This is a genomic window from Sneathiella sp., assembly GCF_029233945.1.
Taxonomy (GTDB): Bacteria; Pseudomonadota; Alphaproteobacteria; order Sneathiellales; family Sneathiellaceae; genus Sneathiella.
In genome coordinates this window covers 1-18,438 of record NZ_JARGOQ010000047.1, presented here as the reverse complement: position 1 = coordinate 18,438, position 18,438 = coordinate 1, and the positions used below count along the sequence as shown (strand labels likewise).

22 protein-coding genes, 2 tRNA genes and 1 riboswitch are annotated in these 18,438 nt (G+C 54.3%); of the genes, 8 read left to right on the top strand and 16 right to left on the bottom strand.

What is annotated here, in order from left to right; all coding sequences use genetic code 11:
* Positions 1-12: 12 nt before the first annotated feature.
* From P1U71_RS14055 to P1U71_RS14040, 4 genes are all read right to left on the bottom strand, one after another.
* Positions 13-2,364 (bottom strand): xanthine dehydrogenase family protein molybdopterin-binding subunit, encoded by a 2,352-nt coding sequence (locus P1U71_RS14055; protein ID WP_301106245.1) that lies wholly within the window; start codon positions 2,362-2,364, stop codon positions 13-15.
* 3 nt (positions 2,365-2,367) lie between these two features.
* The gene (locus P1U71_RS14050; RefSeq protein ID WP_301106244.1) at positions 2,368-2,835 is read right to left on the bottom strand and encodes a (2Fe-2S)-binding protein; all 468 of its coding nucleotides are present in this window, start codon (positions 2,833-2,835) and stop codon (positions 2,368-2,370) included.
* 146 nt (positions 2,836-2,981) lie between these two features.
* Entirely contained in the window at positions 2,982-3,638 is a 657-nt protein-coding gene (locus P1U71_RS14045; protein ID WP_301106243.1) for an SRPBCC domain-containing protein, read from the bottom strand.
* Between the two features lie 81 nt (positions 3,639-3,719).
* Positions 3,720-4,214 (bottom strand): PAS domain-containing protein, encoded by a 495-nt coding sequence (locus P1U71_RS14040; protein WP_301106242.1) that lies wholly within the window; start codon positions 4,212-4,214, stop codon positions 3,720-3,722.
* A 216-nt stretch (positions 4,215-4,430) separates the two neighbouring features.
* Between P1U71_RS14040 and P1U71_RS14035 the strand changes: the two genes are divergently transcribed.
* On the top strand, positions 4,431-5,042 hold the full coding sequence (locus P1U71_RS14035) for a hypothetical protein (protein WP_301106241.1): 612 nt from the start codon (positions 4,431-4,433) through the stop codon (positions 5,040-5,042).
* A 1-nt stretch (position 5,043) separates the two neighbouring features.
* Here P1U71_RS14035 and P1U71_RS14030 read toward each other — a convergent pair whose 3' ends face one another.
* The 9 genes from P1U71_RS14030 to P1U71_RS13990 are packed head-to-tail and all read right to left on the bottom strand — an operon-like array spanning position 5,044 to position 12,593.
* Positions 5,044-6,759, bottom strand: a complete 1,716-nt coding sequence (locus P1U71_RS14030; RefSeq protein ID WP_301106240.1) for a Na(+)/H(+) antiporter subunit D — start codon at positions 6,757-6,759, stop codon at positions 5,044-5,046.
* Complete coding sequence (locus P1U71_RS14025) at positions 6,752-7,024, bottom strand: hypothetical protein (protein WP_301106239.1); 273 nt, start codon at positions 7,022-7,024, stop codon at positions 6,752-6,754. Before P1U71_RS14025 ends, P1U71_RS14030 begins: the two co-directional genes overlap by 8 nt.
* 11 nt (positions 7,025-7,035) lie before the next feature.
* Positions 7,036-8,541 carry a monovalent cation/H+ antiporter subunit D family protein gene (locus P1U71_RS14020; RefSeq protein WP_301106238.1) on the bottom strand — a complete coding sequence of 502 codons (1,506 nt, stop codon included), beginning with the start codon at positions 8,539-8,541 and terminating at the stop codon, positions 7,036-7,038.
* Positions 8,542-8,545: 4 nt separating this feature from the next.
* Complete coding sequence (locus tag P1U71_RS14015) at positions 8,546-10,042, bottom strand: monovalent cation/H+ antiporter subunit D family protein (RefSeq protein ID WP_301106237.1); 1,497 nt, start codon at positions 10,040-10,042, stop codon at positions 8,546-8,548.
* Between the two features lies 1 nt (position 10,043).
* Complete coding sequence (locus tag P1U71_RS14010; RefSeq protein ID WP_301106236.1) at positions 10,044-10,409, bottom strand: cation:proton antiporter subunit C; 366 nt, start codon at positions 10,407-10,409, stop codon at positions 10,044-10,046.
* Positions 10,409-11,461, bottom strand: coding sequence for a DUF4040 domain-containing protein (locus P1U71_RS14005; protein WP_367281200.1), 1,053 nt, complete (start codon positions 11,459-11,461; stop codon positions 10,409-10,411). Before P1U71_RS14005 ends, P1U71_RS14010 begins: the two co-directional genes overlap by 1 nt.
* 30 nt (positions 11,462-11,491) lie before the next feature.
* Positions 11,492-11,830: a monovalent cation/H(+) antiporter subunit G gene (gene mnhG / locus P1U71_RS14000; protein ID WP_301106235.1), complete on the bottom strand. Its 339-nt coding sequence runs from the start codon at positions 11,828-11,830 to the stop codon at positions 11,492-11,494.
* Positions 11,830-12,117 carry a monovalent cation/H+ antiporter complex subunit F gene (locus tag P1U71_RS13995; RefSeq protein WP_367281199.1) on the bottom strand — a complete coding sequence of 96 codons (288 nt, stop codon included), beginning with the start codon at positions 12,115-12,117 and terminating at the stop codon, positions 11,830-11,832. Before P1U71_RS13995 ends, mnhG begins: the two co-directional genes overlap by 1 nt.
* On the bottom strand, positions 12,117-12,593 hold the full coding sequence (locus P1U71_RS13990) for a Na+/H+ antiporter subunit E (protein ID WP_301106233.1): 477 nt from the start codon (positions 12,591-12,593) through the stop codon (positions 12,117-12,119). Before P1U71_RS13990 ends, P1U71_RS13995 begins: the two co-directional genes overlap by 1 nt.
* 284 nt (positions 12,594-12,877) lie before the next feature.
* On the opposite strand from P1U71_RS13990, the gene P1U71_RS13985 reads away from it, so the two are divergent.
* Positions 12,878-13,447 carry a cold-shock protein gene (locus P1U71_RS13985; RefSeq protein WP_301106232.1) on the top strand — a complete coding sequence of 190 codons (570 nt, stop codon included), beginning with the start codon at positions 12,878-12,880 and terminating at the stop codon, positions 13,445-13,447.
* Between the two features lie 39 nt (positions 13,448-13,486).
* Here P1U71_RS13985 and P1U71_RS13980 read toward each other — a convergent pair whose 3' ends face one another.
* The 3 genes from P1U71_RS13980 to P1U71_RS13970 form a co-directional block, all read right to left on the bottom strand.
* Complete coding sequence (locus tag P1U71_RS13980; protein WP_367281198.1) at positions 13,487-14,389, bottom strand: ABC transporter substrate-binding protein; 903 nt, start codon at positions 14,387-14,389, stop codon at positions 13,487-13,489.
* A gap of 50 nt (positions 14,390-14,439) precedes the next feature.
* Positions 14,440-15,222, bottom strand: a complete 783-nt coding sequence (locus P1U71_RS13975; protein ID WP_301106230.1) for an ABC transporter permease — start codon at positions 15,220-15,222, stop codon at positions 14,440-14,442.
* The gene (locus tag P1U71_RS13970) at positions 15,219-16,028 is read right to left on the bottom strand and encodes an ABC transporter ATP-binding protein (RefSeq protein WP_301106229.1); all 810 of its coding nucleotides are present in this window, start codon (positions 16,026-16,028) and stop codon (positions 15,219-15,221) included. The genes P1U71_RS13975 and P1U71_RS13970 overlap by 4 nt, the downstream gene beginning before the upstream one ends.
* A riboswitch (TPP riboswitch) is annotated at positions 16,022-16,127 on the bottom strand. It overlaps the preceding gene by 7 nt.
* On the opposite strand from P1U71_RS13970, the gene P1U71_RS13965 reads away from it, so the two are divergent.
* The 6 genes from P1U71_RS13965 (at position 16,088) to P1U71_RS13940 (ending at position 18,438) form a co-directional block, all read left to right on the top strand.
* Positions 16,088-16,639, top strand: a complete 552-nt coding sequence (locus tag P1U71_RS13965) for a DUF192 domain-containing protein (protein WP_301106228.1) — start codon at positions 16,088-16,090, stop codon at positions 16,637-16,639. It overlaps the preceding riboswitch by 40 nt.
* Positions 16,640-16,653: 14 nt before the next feature.
* Complete coding sequence (locus P1U71_RS13960) at positions 16,654-17,085, top strand: PaaI family thioesterase (RefSeq protein WP_301106227.1); 432 nt, start codon at positions 16,654-16,656, stop codon at positions 17,083-17,085.
* A 75-nt stretch (positions 17,086-17,160) separates the two neighbouring features.
* A tRNA-Pro gene (locus P1U71_RS13955) sits at positions 17,161-17,237 on the top strand.
* Between the two features lie 172 nt (positions 17,238-17,409).
* Entirely contained in the window at positions 17,410-18,027 is a 618-nt protein-coding gene (locus P1U71_RS13950) for a PA14 domain-containing protein (protein WP_301106226.1), read from the top strand.
* 7 nt (positions 18,028-18,034) lie between these two features.
* Positions 18,035-18,337, top strand: a complete 303-nt coding sequence (locus P1U71_RS13945; RefSeq protein ID WP_301106225.1) for an ETC complex I subunit — start codon at positions 18,035-18,037, stop codon at positions 18,335-18,337.
* A 24-nt stretch (positions 18,338-18,361) separates the two neighbouring features.
* A tRNA-Arg gene (locus tag P1U71_RS13940) sits at positions 18,362-18,438 on the top strand.

Below are 18,438 nucleotides of genomic sequence, written 5' to 3'. Positions count from 1 at the left end.
GTGTGTCCCTTCTTAGTTGCTGTTGATGGCGCGCCATACCTTTTCAGGCGTCGCCGGCATATCGATATCCTTACCCAACGCATTGACGATGGCGTTCATGAGGGCCGCCGGGGCCGCAATCGCGCCCGCCTCGCCGCACCCTTTTACGCCCAACGGATTGCTGGGGCAGGGGGTGTTTGTCGTCGTAATGCGGAAGCTTGGCAGATCATCGGCCCGTGGCATGCAGTAATCCATGTAGGACCCGGTAATCAACTGTCCGCTGTCGTCATCATAGACCACGCCTTCAAGAAGGGCCTGACCGATGCCTTGCGCGACACCGCCATGCACCTGGCCTTCCACAATCATCGGGTTGATGATATTGCCGAAATCATCCGCGGCTGCCCAGTCAACGATATCGACAATACCTGTTGCCGGATCGATCTCGACCTCCGCGATATGAGTCCCCGCCGGGAACGTGAAATTGAGCGGATCATAGAATGCATTTTCCGCCATGCCCGGTTCCAGGTCGGCTGGATAGTTGTGCGGGACATAAGCGGCAAAGGCAATTTCGCCCATGGTCATCTGCTTGTCCGTCCCGGCGACCGAGAAGACACCATGCTCATGCTCAATATCTTCAACGGAGGCTTCCATGAGGTGGGCGGCGATCTTCTTTGACTTCTCGACTATCTTGTCGACCGCCTTGACGATGGCAGACCCGCCAACGGCAAGGGAGCGCGAGCCATAGGTGCCCATGCCGAACGGTACCTTGCTGGTATCGCCATGCACGACCTCGACACTTTCAATCGGGACACCGAGTTTGTCGGCGATGATCTGCGCGAAGGTAGTTTCATGGCCCTGCCCATGGCTGTGACTGCCGGTAAAGACTGTTACGCTGCCCGTCGGGTTGAAACGGACTTCTGCTGACTCCCAAAGGCCAACGCCAGCACCCAGCGAGCCGACAGCGGCCGATGGCGCGATGCCGCAGGCTTCGATATAGGCGGCCGTGCCGATGCCCCGGATTTTGCCATTGGCTTCGGACTGGGCTTTGCGAGCGGCAAAGCCGTCATAGTCGATCATCTCCTTCGCCAAATTCATGGCGAGCGGATAATCGCCCGAGTCATAAGTCATGATAACCGGCGTTTCGTAAGGGTAGGCATCCGGCTGGATAAAGTTCTTGAGCCGGAATTCCGTGGGGTCCATGCTCAGATCCCGCGCCGCCGTGTCCATCATGCGTTCGACCACATAGGTGGCCTCCGGACGGCCCGCACCGCGATAGGCATCCACCGCCGTCGTATTGGTAAAGCCGGCCTGCACCTCGACATAGATACTCGGGATTTTATACTGCCCGCTTAAAAGAGTGCCATAGAGATAGGTCGGCACCGCGGAGGCGAAAGTTGAGAGGTAGGCTCCCATATTTGCCTGGGTCGAAACGCGAAACGCCAAAATCTTGCCGTCGTTATCCATGGCAAGCTCCGCATGGGAGACATGGTCGCGGCCATGGGCGTCAGTAAGAAATGCTTCGGAGCGATCCGACGTCCATTTGACCGGGCGGTTAATCTTCCTTGCGGCCCAGATGGTGGTTGTTTCCTCGGCATAGACAAAAATCTTGCTGCCGAAGCCGCCACCGACGTCCGGTGCAATCACCCGAAGCTTGTTTTCTGGCGCTATCCCTAAAAAGGCCGACATGATCAGCCGGGCGACATGCGGGTTCTGGCTGGTGGTATGAAGCGTCAGCTCCTCGCTGCCCGCGTCATATTCCCCAAGGGCCGCACGCGGTTCCATCGGGTTGGGAGAGAGCCGGTTGTTGACCAGATCAATCTTTGAGACATGGGCCGCATTGGCAAAGGCCGCATCTACCGCCGCTTTATCGCCGAGTTCCCAGTCATAACAAAGATTTCCGGGCGCTTCTTCATGTATTTGTGGAGCTCCGGGGGCGAGCGCTTTCGAGATGTTGGTGACGGGGGTTAAAACCTCGTAATCCACCTCGATCAATTCCGCGGCATCTTTCGCCTGCTGCAGGGTGTCGGCGATGACAAAAGCCACCTGATCGCCCACATGCCGGACGGCATCAACAGCAAGGCTGTTGTGCGGCGGCGCGTTATGAGGGGAGCCATCCTTGCTGGTAATGCCCCAACCGCAAATCAGGCCGCCAACACCATCGGCGACCATATCCGCGCCGGTGAAAATATCGACAACGCCCGGGGCTGCCTTCGCGGCGGTGAGGTCAATATTGCTGATTTTGGCAAAGGCATGCGGTGAGCGCAGAAAATAGCCGTAAGCCTGCCCCACCCTGTTGATATCATCCAGATAGTGGCCGTTACCGGTAATAAACCGCTGGTCTTCCTTACGCCTGACTGAGGCGCCAATTCCATTTTCGACAGACATTGATCACCCTCCCATATTCTCCGAAGCTGCTTTGACTGATTTGACAATGTTATGATAGCCCGTGCACCGGCAGATATTGCCTTCCAGCTCGGTCCTGATTGTCTCCTCGGATGGGTTCGGGTTGCGCTTTACAAGGTCAACCGCGCTCATGATCATGCCCGGTGTACAGAAGCCGCACTGCAGGCCGTGATTTTCCTTGAAGGCCGCCTGCATCGGATGCAGCTCGCCATTTTGCGCCAGACCTTCAATGGTGGTGACATCCGCGCCGTCAGCCTGAACCGCCAGCATTGTGCAGGATTTAACGCTATCGCCGTCGACATGAACGGTACAGGCTCCGCATTGGCTGGTATCACAGCCGACATGGGTTCCGGTCAGTCGGAGATTTTCACGGATAAATTGAACGAGCAGGGTGTTGGGCGCAACATCGGCGCTGACCTGTTTCCCGTTCACCGTCATGCTAACGGTTGTCATATGATCTTCCTCCCTTAATCTAACATTTTGTTTAGGTTGTAGCGATGTGTCAGATAGTTTTGCGGACTTTTTTTATTTATCGATTACAAGTCTCCAACTGATCTAGCGCGGCGTCAAGAGCAGTAAAGTGGTTTCAATGATTTATATCAATCGCCCGCCAGATAGAAAAGTATGATGGCGGCAACAATACCGAGCGGAATAAGGATCGCGGGCCGCATCCAGTCGGGCGAGGCGGCTTTCTCCGCATCGGGTGCGGGCGGTGGGGCAACTTTTTCTTGCGTCGCGCTGGCTTCCGGTACGGAGGAGGGCTCACTCGCGGGCGCATCCTCGGCCATCAGCGGTTCTGCTGAGGGTTTCTCCGGACCCGCGCTGACGAGCTCATTGAACTTTGCAAAGAATTCACCGGCCAGCTTTTTTGCCGTGCCGTCGATCAGGCGCGATCCGATCTGTGCCATCTTTCCGCCGACGGATGCGTTGACGTCATAGGCGAGCAGGGTGCCGTTATCGACTTCCTTCAGGGAAATATCCGCGCCGCCCTTTCCAAAGCCGGCGGCGCCGCCCTTGCCTTCACCGGTTATAGTATACCCATTTGGCGCATCAATATTGCTCAACGTCACATTGCCATTGAATTTAGCGGACACGGGACCGACCTTGACTTTAACCGTCGCTGCAAATTCCGTATCGCTGACTTTGTCAACAGACTGGCATCCGGGGATCGATTGGCGCAGAATTTCCGGATCGTTCAATGCGTCCCAAACCTCGGCCCGTGAAGCATTGATCAATTCCTCACCGCTCATCTGCATGATAACCCTCCCGACGTTGACTTGGTTAATTTTTCTTAGCCTACTCCATGAAGAACGGGAAGGGCAAGTCCGTTGTCGGGGTTATAATTTGAATGCCGGCCGATCAATCAGATGCTGCTTGACGTCGGAAAAATTTATGCCAACCAGTAACTTGTCTGTCATGTCGCCATTTGTTGTAAGCGGAAGAACAACGCGCTCATAGTTTAGTTTCCGGCCTGAAGGAACGCTTACTGTACCGGCCATGTATGTTGGCCGCTGATAGGTAACCGAGTAGTCATACTGGGCAATAATCGCCGGGCGGTCCTCTTCGCTCAAGACGTTCTCAAGATATTCTCCGGTTACCGGCTTCTGATAAACGGGATTGACCGACGATCCTGCGAGGCGGATGAAATATCTGGGCCTGCCGACGCCAACATCAAATAGGATAATATGCCGAAGGCAGTGCGGAATATCGATCGGATTGAACTGTTGGCGGTTCGGTACTGTTGGTGCGGGGTCAAGTTGCTGCCAGTACCTCACCAGATCAATGAGAGCCTGGTGGGTAATTTTCGTCAGAGAGGTCGTAAATTCCGTCATCAGCATTTAATCCGTGGTCGAAATTAGCTGCGCAGAGGTAGAGTATATGCGGTGATTTTGCAACTGATTTGTTCGTCTCATAGTAGCATTTGGGTCTCCTCAGGCTGAATTACATTTTTTTGTGGTATTATGACAACGAAGTCGGTCTTTCATTAAGCGGGGATTAACCATTCCCCCGTAATTTGAGGCTCATAAAAACTATATGAGATCAATTATATGCGCCCTGCGACCCGCTCGACTTTTGACATTCTCTGCTGGCTGAAAAATCAAAGCTGGACGTCTGACAAGGCGTCGGAAGCGCCTTATCTATTGAAACTTCTCTATTTGGCGCAGGCGCTTTACGCAGCTTCGCATAAACAAAGAAAGCTGATGCCCGCGACATTTCTTGCAACAGCAGCGGGGCCGATCGATCCGGATATTTTCCTGGCGCTGGAGAATGACCTGACAATCGGTAATCCTTTATCGCCGAGCACGGAAGTAGAGGGATATCTTTCATCCTTCTATGCGGGCTTCAAAGACAAGGGTCAGACGGACCTTGATTTTATCCTGTCGAAAGACGCGGCGATCCGTTCGGCAATGGCGCGCGGTCGGAATTCGGAAATTTCAATTACTGATATGGCGGCTGCCTATAAGAAAGGCCTGCCACCGCTCGGCGCCGGGAGTGACCATAGGCAGCCAGCTCTGTCGTTTCGGGATGGCGGTCGATCAGAGCTTGAGGCTGCGCCGAACGCCAAACAGGAAGTTCGCTTTACCGCCGATGGCCGTTCGGTCACCAAATGGATGCCGAAGAAGCGGATCGTCACCAAGGGTCAAGCTGTCCTGAACTGATTTAGCTTGCCGGGGGCTGCTGTACGAACCGGTAAAAGAAGACGATCATAAACCCGAGCACCGCGACGATGATCATCACCGCCGTACTGGAAGTGGTCGTCCGCGCCAGCGCCTTGCCATCTCCATGCGTCTTTTCCGTCGTATTGATAACGCTGTAGACGATGTCATTGGCGATACCGAGGACCCAGTTCCAGACCACCAGTATCAGACGACCGATCGCGAGCGCCAGCCATTTGAGCGGTACCCGATAGAACCAGTCGAAATCAAGGTTCGTTGAGCGGAGTTCCGGCGGATAGATTTTATACCGCATGAGCAGCGCGAAGGCGAGCATTGCGAAGAACAACAGCTGCAGAGAGGTAATTACATGGCTTGCCGTATAGGGCTCATACGTCGGTGCGTAGGGCAGCAGCTGATAGAGCAGGCCGGGGAAAACGCCGATCCCGATACAGAAGAAGGCGGCAAATCCCATTGCGATTAGCATGTTCATCGGCGCTTCCTTCACCCGGATGCCGCTGTCATGGGCGAAGAAGGTGAAGAATGGCACCTTGATGCCGGAATGGTCCATCACCCCGGCGCTGGCAAACAGCATGATCAGCCAGATTACCACAAGACCGCCATCCGCCGCCGCCGACTGGATCATGGCTTTGGAGACAAAGCCGCCGGTGAGCGGGAAAGCAGCAATCGACATAGCGCCGATGATACAGAAGACCATCGTCACCGGCATGGATTTATAGAGTCCGCCAAGTTCCGACGCCTTGATCGTTCCCGTCCGGAACAGCACCGCGCCCATGCTCATGAACAGCAGGCTTTTATACATGATATGGGCGAAGGCATGCGCCGCCGTTCCGTTGATCGACAGCTCCGTACCGATGCCGACACCCACAACCATATAACCCAACTGGTTATTGAGGGAATAGGCGAGCACCCGCCGGAGGTCATTTTCAAGAACCGCGAAGAAGATTGGGTAAACCGTCATTGCCGCGCCGATGGGGATGAGGATATCGGTTCCCGGGAAGGCACGTGCGAGCGTGTAGATGGCGAGCTTGGTCGTAAAGGCGGAGAGGATCACCGTGCCGGTGACGGTCGCCTCCGGATAGGCGTCCTGCATCCAGTTATGCAAGAAGGGAAAGGCGCTCTTGATACCGAAGGCGAGCAGGATCAGGCCGCTTGCAAGACCCGTGAGCCCGATATAATTGAACGCGATGGAGCCGGTTTCCTGATAATAAAGAATAATCCCGCCGAGCAGGATCACGCCGGAGGAGACCTGAATGATCAGATAGCGCATGCCGGCTTTATAGGCACGCTCCGTCCGGCTCGCCCAGATCAGGAAGACAGAGGAAATCGCCGTCAGCTCCCAGAACACGAAAAGCGTCACCATGTCGCCCGCAAAGACGGCGCCAATGGCTGAGCCCATATAGATCAGGGCGACAAAATGCTGGATCGTGTCTTTCACATGCATCGCATAGATCATGCCCATGAAGGACGCGAGGCAGAAGACCGTGCCGAATATCCGCGCGAGCGGGTCGATACGGGTCAGCTCGATCGACAGACCCAGAAATTCATAATGGCCCCAGGTGCCAAGCCCGAGAGTGTAGATTTGCGTGAGCGCCAAAACCGGGAGCGCGAGCAGCAGGATAGAGCGCACAATACCGCCTGTGAACGGGACCAGCAGCGCGCCGAAGATCAGGATGAAGCCAGGATTAAGACCTTCAATCATAGTAATCCTCATCCCGCATCAAGACTTTACGGAGCTTCTTGGCAATCAACACAAGCCCGACATAACACACAAGGCCATAGAGGGAGTAAAATTCGAAGATATTCTCAAACTCAAATTCGATATGTTTGTGGTAGAGAATGTTGAACAGCGACAGGACGTCGGGCACGGCGACCAATGCGCACAGAACCAGAACGGCGTAAAACACCTTGTCGATATTCTTTGGCTCATCCAGCCAGTATTTTTTTTCGTCATCCGGTTTTGACATTTTTTCCATCCCTATGGCGTCAAAATGGGTTCGATCAGCCTGAAAATCGGGTCCGCAAGGAAGAAGAGGACCACACAGGCCAAAGCGGTCAGGACGGGCGGCAGCACGCAAAAGAGCGGTGCCTCCTGAATATTCCGCCAGGAGAAGTCGGATTTTTCATACCCAACGGGGACTGGCTCATCGCTCTGCCCGAGCGGGGGGTAGAAGAAGCCGCGCGCAACGATTGGCAGCAGATAGGCGATATTGAGAAGCGAACTGACCAGCAGAACGATCATCAGGTAAATCTCGTCCGCCTCCGCCGCACCGAGCATCAGGTAGAACTTGCTCCAGCTTCCGCCCAACGGCGGCAGCCCGATAATGCTGAGGGAGCCAATCAGGAAGGCGATAAAGGTGATCGGCATCTGGCGGCCAAGGCCGCGCATGTCGCTGATCTCCGTCTTATGCACAGCGGTATAGATCGCGCCGGCACAGAAGAAGAGGGTGATCTTGCCGAAGGCGTGCATGACGATCTGCAGCGCGCCGCCTGCTACCGCCATCGACGTTGCCATGGACGCGCCAAGCACGACATAGGCAAGCTGGCTGATGGTCGAATAGGCGAGCCGGGCTTTCAGGTTATCCTTGGTGAGGGCAACAACCGACGCCGCGATCAATGTGTAGGCGGCAACCCAGGTGAGCCATTCCGCCGCGCCGGTCGTGGCGAGGAAATCAATCCCGAAGATATAAATCACGACCTTCAGCACCGAGAACACACCCGCCTTCACAACGGCCACCGCATGGAGGAGGGCGCTGACAGGGGTCGGGGCAACCATCGCAGCGGGTAGCCAGCGATGGATCGGCATCAGGGCCGCCTTGCCGATACCATACATGAAGAGGAAGAGGAGCACGCCGGTTACCCCGGCGCTGGCATGTCCGTCAAGAATGCCGCCCTTCACGAAGTCGACGGTTCCCGTAAGGGTCCATGTCCAGATGATTGCCGGCAGGAACAACCCGATGGACGTGCCGATCAGGATTCCGAGATAGATCCGGCCACCCTTCAGGGCATCGGCATTTTTCTTATGCGTGACCAGCGGGTAGGTCGACAGCGTCAGGACTTCGTAAAAAACAAACAATGTCAGCAGATTGCCGGAGAAAGCGACGCCCATGGTTGCGGCGATGGCAATGGCGAAGCAGATGTAAAATCCGGTCTGGCGCGGCTCGTTATTCCCGCGCATATAGCCGATGGAATAGATCGAATTGATAATCCAGAGCGTGGACGCCACAGCTGCGAACGTCATACCGAGCGGCTCGACTTTCAACGTCAGGCCTATATTCGGGAGCAGTTCAACCAGCAGAACAGTCGGTTCCACCCCGTTCATGATGCTGGGTAGAATGCTGAAGACATTCAGGCAGAGCAGAACCGACGTGACCAGCGTAACCGTCTCGCGGATATTGGGAACGGAGGAGGTGAGCGCTATCCCGGCGGCACCGATGAGCGGAATAATCAGGGAGAGAGCGACATGTGTTTCAAGGGCAAACATGATCTTACGCGCCCCCCATCAGAAAAGCGGCCGCGGCCTTGGCAATGCCAACGTTAAAGCTGGTTTCGATGCCGAAGTAGAAACTGCCGAGAATAAAGAGCCAGGTTGGCACCAGAAGAGATATCGGTGCTTCCTCTTTTACGGTGCCCTCGGGCATCTCGCGGAAATACGCAACCTCGACCACGCGCCAGATATAAATCACGGCGAGCAAGCTCGATATCATCAGAAGAGCAACAATGCCATATCCGATGACAGAGCCTTTTTCGAGAGCCGCCACCACCAAATACCATTTGCTGATAAAACCGGGGGTAAGCGGCACGCCAATCAGGCCGAGACCGCCCAGCACAAACCCGAAAGTCGTGATCGGCATCCGACGCCCAATCCCTTCAAGGTCTTTCAAATAAGTCGAGCCGACGACAAAAAACATGCAACCGACTGAGAGGAACAGGCCCGTCTTGACAATGGCATGATTGAAAATATGGACAATCGATGCCGTCAGGCCGGTCTCATTGGCGAGTGCCAACCCGAGAATAATATATCCGATCTGGGCCACGCTGGAATAGGCGAGAAGCCGCTTGAGGTTTGATTGGTATATCGCGACGGCGGACATTGACAGGAACCCAAGCACCGCGAGCGGGAGCAGGATATCCGTAAGCTCCAGACCCTCGAAGCTGTAGTCCACGCCAAACACCGTAAAAATATAGCGGATCAGCAGATAGACCGAGACCTTGGTCGCGGTTCCGGCGAAAAAGGCGGTGATAATGCTGGGGGCGTAGGTGTAGCCGTTCGGCAGCCAGACATGAAACGGAAAGAGCGCCAGCTTGATGGCGAGCCCGATGACGATAAAGCCAACCGCCGCGAGGATGGGCCGGGTTCCCTCAATTTCCGGGAAGCGCGCGGCGATATCCGCGATATTCAGCGTGCCCGTCATCATATAGATAAGACCGACGCCAATCAGATAGAAGGTCGCGCCAACAGTACCGATAATCAGATACTGGAACGCCGCAGTGAGGGCGCGCCGGTCCGTCCGCTCCCCCATCGCGATAAGCGCGTAGGAGGAGAGGGACATGATCTCCAGAAAGACGAAGACATTAAACGCATCGCCCGTGATACAGATACCGAGCATACCGGTCAACGCGAGCAGATAGGCCGCGAAAAAGAGGCCGAGTTGTGAAGTCGGGACTTCCTTGGTGATGCTCTCGCGGGCGAAAAGCAGAACGCCTGTACTGACCCCACTGATCAATACCAGCATAAAGCCGCTTAAGAGATCGACGACATACTCAATCCCCCAGGGCGGAGCCCAGCCGCCGAGCTCGTAGGAGATCGGACCGGAGGAGGCAACAGTCAGGAGGAGTTGCAGGCTGATATAAAACGCAAAGGCGCTGGCAATCGTCGTGATAGCCCAAGGGGCGGCTTTCCCGCGAAAAAGCGCGCAAATTGGCGCGGTCATAAGGGGCGCGATTGCAACCAGAATCGGGAACTGGGAACTCAAAGACAACATATCAGGCGCCATCCTTCATCTCGAGAATTTCTTCCTCGTCAATGGTGCCGAAAGATTCCCGGATCCGCACGACCAGAGACAGGCCAAGCGCCGTCGTCGCGATGCCAACGACAATCGCCGTCAGGATAAGCACATGGGGAAGCGGGTTCGAATAGATGGGGGCAGCCGTATCAAGCGGCCCATCAACAACGATAGGCGCCGTGCCACCAGAAACCTTGCCCATGCTGATATAAAAAAGGAAAACGGAAATCTGGAACAGCGATAGTCCGATCATCTTCTTCACAAGATTGGAGCGGCTCATCACCGTGTATAGGCCGATCATCAGCAGGATGATGAAAACCCAGTAATTGAAAAACCCGAATGACATCAGTTTTCCTCCTGCTCGGCCTTGGCGGCAATCAGGTCCGCGCGGCCAACAAAGGCATAGAAAATGGCCAGCATAGCCGCCGTCACCGTGATGCCGACGCCGAGTTCCACCAGCAGAATGCCGAGATGTTGACCCGCGACCGGATCGCTTGCGAGGACGTTGTAATCGAGGAAGTTTCCGCCGAGCATCATGCTGACGACACCGACGCCGCCATAAAGAAGCACGCCTGCCGAGATCAGGAAGAGGATCGCCTTTTCACTCACCACGGAGCGGGCGTAGTCGAGGCTGAAAACAAGGGCGTAGAGAATTATGCCCGCCGCGAAAATCACACCGGCCTGAAAGCCGCCGCCCGGGCCATAGTCGCCGTGAAACTGCACATAGAGCGCAAAAACAAAAATAAACGGTATCAGCAGTTTTGCGATCACATGGGGGATGAGGTCATGCTGACTTCCCAGTCCGCTCAAACTGCCGCTTTGGCCCGTCTTGCCTTTATCGAGCGGTACGTCGGTTTCATCATCTTCATTCTTGCGCCGACGTCGTTGTCGCAGGATCAGGAGAACGCCGATCCCGGCCGCAAAAATAACCGTGGTCTCGCCGAAGGTATCATAGCCACGGTAACTTGCGAGAACCGACGTCACCATATTGGGCACGCCAATTTCCGTGGGGCTGTCGTTGATATAGCGGGGGGCGACATGGGTGTGGACCGGATTATTGGCTTCGCCAAAGCGGGGCATTTCATATGTCGCATAATAGAGAACAGCGCCTACCGCCAAGCAGATTACCATGGGGCCGGGGGCAAATTTCAGCTGGTCTTTTTCTTGCGAGCCAACAAGGGCCAGAGTGCCGATATAAAGCACGGTGCTGATCCCGGCGCCGACGGCTGCCTCTGTAAAGGCGACGTCCACCGCATCGAGGCTGATGAAGATCAGCGCCATGGTGAAGCTGACAATCCCGAGCAGCATGGTCGCGACAAACAGATTGCGCACGAACAGGACGGACATGGTCCCGGCAATCAGTAACAGCATTAGAAAAATATCTACAAAGGCAGCTATGGTCCTGTCCCCCTCTCGCTCACAATATGGTTACGCGTCTTCTTTTGGTTGTTCTCTCGCGCCAAACCCGTCGAGCTTTGGCTTAAGTCCCGCAACGAAGCCCGCCTGCGCCAGGGCATAGGAAGCGGTTGGGCTGGTGAAAAATATGAACACGATCACCAGCAACAGCTTGACCGAGACAAGAGAAAGGCCGCTTTGTAAAGACAATCCGACAAATATCAGGAAAGTCGCCAGTGTATCGGCCATGCCGCCAGCATGGATGCGGGTATATAGATCAGGCAGGCGCAGGAGGCCAAAGCCCGTGATGATCAGAAGGATGCTGCCGGCCAGTAACAGGACCCAGGTGGCGATATCGAGAATGAGGTCCATCAGGAGTTATCCGCCGGTTTGGAGAGGGTGCCGCGCAATGTACCGAATTTGAAATATTTCAGAACGGCGAGCGTGCCGATAAAATTGACGAGTGCGTAGACCAGCGCAAGATCGAGGAAATCAGGCCGCCCGGCAAGGAACCCCATCACGCCGATCAACAGCACTGTCTTCGTGCCGATGGCGTTGGCCGATAGAATGCGGTCATAGGATGTCGGGCCTATAATGGCCCGAGCGAGGGCAAGCGCGATACTGATCAGGATGGCGATGGCGGTAATGGCGTAAATCATCATGTCTCCTTCATCACCTGGGTGACCCGGCGATCCATATCGCCGCTTTTCACGCCATCGGCGGAGTCTTCCGTCAGGGAATGGACCATGATCTGATCATCATCAAGATCAACGGTCACCGTCCCGGGGGTTAGGGTGATGGAGTTGGCATAGATCACGCGTCCAAGGTCGGATTTCTGACTTGCGGTAACCGTGAACAAGCTGGGCCGCAGGAACTGTTTCGGGAACAGGACGCATTTGGCGACATCAACATTCGCCTTGAAGATTTCACCGAACAGCCATCCCCAATAGAAAATGATGCGCGGCCCCAGATAGATAGGGTGGCTTTCATGATCGATAACATCCATGCGATAGGCAATCAACGCGGAGAGCAAGCAGGAGGCGACGCCAAATCCCGTGATTAGCGGCGTGTAATGCCCCGACAACAGAAGCCAGACAGCCATAAGCACAAGAAACAAACTAATGGTTTTTAACAACGCCCCGCACTCCCTGTCATGCTGTCGTTACTGAGGAAAACTCCTGGATGGTCGATGCATGCCCCCGTATATGCCACGGGATTTCTATGTCCGCAAGTATCAACGGTGGAGAAAGCGTTCAATAGACTTGACTGCGGTTTATCTGTGAATTCTGCGCTCTTTTTCATCAATAGTATAGCAGCAACGGCTTTACTAATTCGAATATTGAAAGTTTCCTTAATATTGTGTTAAACTGTTGTTCTGGCGAGACGTCACCATGCGTCTGTCAAGTTCGGGAGTAATATATGACAGCCAAAATTGAACAATTGCGGAGTAAGCAGGAAGAGAGCAAAACGAACGAATCCCCGGAAGCCACCTTTGAAATGACAGGACGTGTTAAGTGGTTCAATACGGTCAAGGGTTTTGGTTTTTTAACGCCGAACAGCGAACCGGGCGATATCTTTTTGCATTTATCTTGTTTGCGTGAAGCCGGTCATGAATATGTGGCGGAAGGTGTGAGCGTAACCTGTGTTGTCGTGCGTCGGTCCAAGGGCCTGCAGGCAATCAAGGTTCTTGATATTGACACATCGACGGCTGTTCCTTTTGAACCGCGGGTGCCTGAAAAAAACAATGTGACCAACCACCCCGCAGTGCAGCCTGAGGGGGACTTTGTCGAAGTCGAGGTTAAGTGGTTCGACCCGGTCAAGGGATATGGCTTCCTGACACGCGGAGATGGTAGCCAGGATATTTTCGTCCATATGGAAACCCTGCGCCGTGAAGGAGCTTTGCCGGTTCAGGCGGGACAGAAGATGAGTGTTCGGATCGGGGATAGCTCAAAGGGACCGCAGGTAGCGGAGATTGAGCGTCCGGAATAAACATTCCGGACGGCACATCTTCTTTATCCGGAGTTTTCGCTAGTTCAGGACGGCGGCGTAGCTATCCGCGCTTTTTGTCTCCTCAATCAGCCCTTGCGCCTTCATGAAGGCGGCAAATCTGTCATATCTTCCAACGTCCAGAGCTGCCGGGCGTAGTGCGAAACGCGGTATCGTATCGGCCCAGGCGCGCCGGTTCAGTTCATCATCCAACTCTTTATGATTTTTGATAAACAATTCCCAGCTGTCATCGGGGTGATTGACCAGATATTGCGCGGCCTCTTCCAATGCATCGACGAAAGGTTTGAAACGCGCATCATCCAGTTTGTCCGAATGCGCAATAACGATTAATTCGTCATAGGCCGGAACCCCTTCTTCCTCGGGGTAGAAGGCACGCCCGGGGTAGCCCTCAATATCCATCTGGTTGAGCTCGAAGTTCCGGAAGGCGCCAATCACCGCATCGACCTGTCCCGAGAGCAGGCTGGGCGACAGGGAGAAATTGACATTGATCATCGTCACGTCATCCGCCGTGATATTGTGCGGTGCGAGCATGGCTGTCAGCAGTGCCGTCTCGAAACCGCCGACAGAGTAGCCGATTTTCTTGCCTTTCAGATCGGCAAGGGATTTGACCGGCCCGTCTTTCAGGACAACAAGACTGTTGAGAGGTGTCGCAATCAGTGTTGCAATCCGCTTGACTGGCAGTCCTTCCGTCACCTGCATATGCAATTGCGGCTGATAGGAAATGGCGAGATCGGCTTTCCCGGCGGCAACCAGTTTCGGCGGCGCGCTTGGATCGGCGGGGGCAATCATCTCTACCTCCAGCCCATGCTTTTCAAAAAAGCCTCTTTCTTCGGCGACGATCAGCGTGGCATGATCCGGGTTCACGAACCAGTCGAGCAAGACCGTAAGCTTCTCTGCGGCCTGCGCTGTTGTTCCGTGAATCATCAGGGTCGCTAAGAGAGGTAATAAAATCCGTTTTTTCATCTAAAACTCCACTATTGGGTTGGTTTGTTTTCTTGAGTCGAAAGCCAGGGCAGGGCGCGTAGAAGCAACGCGTCGATCAAATAATAGAGCAGGAGCGTCATGGCGGTCAGGACCAGCAGGCTTGCGAACATGAGATCTGTTTGAACCCGTGCATTGGCATGCAGCATTAAATAGCCAAGTCCGGAGGAAGCGCCGACCCATTCACCGACAACCGCACCAATTGGTGCAATTGCGGCGGCCACCCGAATACCGGAGGCAAGGGACGGGAGCGCGAAGGGGATCTTGATATATCGATAGAGATTAATGAGTTTTCGAAACCGCCCGCTGTTGCCGGATTGCTGTAAAAGACCGGCGAGGTTTAACCAGGCCGGCTCGGTCCGGTTCAGGCCGTCCAGAAAGCCGACTGTGACTGGAAAATAAATTATCAGCAGGCTCATCACGATCTTCGGCGCCATGCCAAAACCGAGCCAAAGCACCAGAAGCGGCGCAATGGCAAAAACCGGTATGGCCTGGCTGGCAATCAGCAGTGGGAAAACCCACTGCTTGACGGGCCGGTAGGCGGAAATCAACAGAGCGGAGATCATTCCGAACAAGATGCCAAGCACCAGCCCGAGGGTAATTTCGATTGCTGTCGTCAGAGCGTTTTCTGCGATCAGCCCGGCGTGGTTGAGAAGTGCCTGCCCGACAATCAGCGGGGAGGGGAGCATGAATTTTGGCAGGCCCAGGAGAGCAGTGATTATTCCCCATATCAGCAGAATACCGGCCATCGTCACCACGGCGCGCAGCATTTTCATGACGCGTCCTCCGCTTCTCCGGCGAGGCGGGCCATGATCGCGGAATAATGTTGTGTGAAGGCGCTATCCGAAGGATCGCGCGGGATATCTTTCTCCGGCCTGATAGCTTCCGATAGCCGGGCAGGATGACCGGAAAGCACATATATAACATCGCCGAGGCGTAGCGCTTCCATCGGATCATGGGTGATCAGGAGCACCGTTTTACCGGAAAGCAGCCGTGCCGCCAAATCTTGCAGGCGAAATCTCGTGATGGCATCCAATGCGGAGAAGGGCTCGTCCATCAATAATATTGGGCTGCCTTCCATCAGCGTTCGGGCAAGCGCGACGCGCTGACGCATGCCGCCGGAAAGAGTATCGGGCCTGTTATCTCGCCAATTTTCCAGCCCGACTTGCCGGATCAGCATATTGGCGCGCGCATTATCCGGGGTCTCGCCGCGCAGACGGCCGCCGATCAGTAAATTGTCAAGAACCGATGCCCACGGCAGCAGGAGGTCTTTCTGGTCCATATAGGAAAGCCGCCCCAACAGACTTTCACCATCACTTGCGGTAATGCGGCTATTACCGGGAAGAGGAATGAAGCCCGCGAGGACTTTAAGGATACTGCTTTTACCGACGCCGCTTGGCCCCAGCAAACAGGTGATTTTCCCCGGTTCGAGTTCGAGGTCGAGATCGCTCAGGACCGTCTCCCCGTCGAAGACCAGCCTGTCCAGAGAGAGATGCACGCCAATGCCGATCCTGCCTTGATCACGCAAGCTATCGGGCATAGATTCCGTTATATCGGAATAGGTTGGATCGTCGGGTTCCATTGATATCTCGTTCCTACGCAGGTATTAACCTGATCAGGTAATCGGGGTCGTCCCAGTCAATGGAACCTCTCAGCCATAACGGCTCCCCCCGAGGAGGCTTCACTATAGTGAAATCTCGTTTGCAGGCAAAGGATTATTCTAAATTTATGACGGACCAGATTTACCAATACCTCATCCGACTGCCTGGTTTGGTTCTTGCCGTATTCCTTTTCTCTCAGACCGGGTTGGCTCTGGCGGAACCTCTTGTTCTTAAGGCGGCGGGGCAGGAAATAGTCTTGGATGTAGAGATTGCTGACGATAGCGCTGAGCGAAGTAAAGGTCTGATGCATATGAAGTCCCTCCCGCCGAATGCGGGAATGCTGTTTGATTTTCGAGAGACCCGACCGATTACCATGTGGATGAAAAACACCGAGATCTCCCTCGATATGTTCTTTGTGGATGCGACCGGAAAAATTCTTTACATTAAGCACGAGGCGGAGCCTCATTCGCTCGATATTATCGCATATGACATGCCTGCGCGGGCGGTGCTGGAAGTAAACGGAGGGTTCGCGCGCAAGAATTCTGTTCAGGTGGGGGACACGCTTTCTCACCCTCTTTTTGAAAATAAGTAACTGCCGGAATAACAATGAATAAACAAGCGCCCGGAACCCTTCCTGTTCCCGAAGGATTTGAAATTGTCGAGGGAAAAGGTCCCTTCACAGATGCAAATGGTCCATTCTATGAGAAAATTGTCAGCAAGGACAAAGTGATACGGGCCTTCCGCGTCGAGGAGCGGCATTTGAACAGTATCAAGATTATCCATGGTGGCATGTTGATGACCTTTGCCGATTCCGCGCTGGCAACAGCTGTCCGGCATGTAAGTGGCCGGTCCAGTGTCACCATCAAGATGAATTCTGAATTCCTCTCGCCGGCACGCGAAGGGGATTGGGTGGAATCCGATGTCGAGGTGATCCGGAGCACTCGTTCTGTCGCCTTCGTGCGCGGAGACCTGAAAATTGGCAATAAGGTCATTTTCAAGGCCGACGCGATATTCCACTATGTCCATGCCGGGCGATAGAAATTTATTGGCTCTTGCCGCCAATTCTGGCTTGCGGGCCGGGCTTTGATAGTATAGATCATCTTCTTCACTGAACGGGGCGTAGCACAGCCTGGTAGTGCGCTCGCTTTGGGAGCGAGAGGTCGCAAGTTCGAATCTTGCCGCCCCGACCATAAAGAAAGCTTTGCAATTCAAATGATTGCAGGGCTTTTTTTATAAAATTTTTCAACATATTGTTTGACAGTTATTTGAAATTTTCCGTGCCTTTGCGCTTTAGATTGCCGTTCGCCAAATTTTCTCTAAAATGTGGACCTAAATTTATGGTCAGCAGGAGGCGCCAGATTGATGAATAAAATAAGCATAAATGGGAATGTCCGGTTTGGGACGCGGTTGATTGTCCTGATGCTCGGCCTTGTGATGCTGCCTGTTTTGGCCCAGGCGGAAACATTTAAGGGCCTCAAACCGGTGTCACCGCAACCTGATCCTGCTAATCTGAAACCCGGTCTTGCGGTCACCTACTACGGGGTAAAGGTCGACAGCATCGGCGAGCTGGAAGAAAATATGGGCTATATGGATGGCAAGCCCGGTGCGCCCATTCCGATGCTGAATTATCAGGTGGGGCAGGGGAATGTGCTTACGTCACATAGTAATGATATGGTCGGGGCGATTATCAAGGGTTTCATCAAGATGGAGCAGCCCGGACGGTATGTTTTCATGGTGCATTCGAATGATGGTGTCTGGATCGCCATCGGCGATAAGCTGATTTATGAGGACCCGGACGTGCATGCCGACCGTTTTTCAGATGAAATAATTGTTGAGATTTCGGAACCGGGCTGGTATCCGATCCACATTAAATATTTCGAGAAGAAAAATACTGCAACATTAGAGCTGTACTGGGAAGCCCCCGGCTATGGTGAAATGGACTATGTTCCGGCTGAAGTGTTCAGTCATACTGGAGAGTAAACACGCAATGGCAGCCAAGGCGAGAATATTTCAACCGGCGAAAAACGCCATGCAATCCGGCCGCAAGGGCACAAAGCACTGGCGCCTTGAATATGCACCGGCGGAGGCCAGATATGTCGAGCCGCTGATGGGCTGGACGGGGTCGCGCGATATGAATGCGGAAGTGACGATCGACTTTGACGATAAGGAAAGCGCGATCGCCTTTTGCGAAAACAACAATATCGACTATACGGTTTTTGAGCCCAAGAAACGCCAGTTGCATCTCAAGGCCTATGCCGACAACTTCTCCTATTCGCGGGTTCGTGGATAAGCGCGCAACCCGAAATGAGATAACGGCCCCGTAGCTCAGCTGGATAGAGCAATTGACTTCTAATCAATAGGTCGCACGTTCGAGTCGTGCCGGGGTCGCCA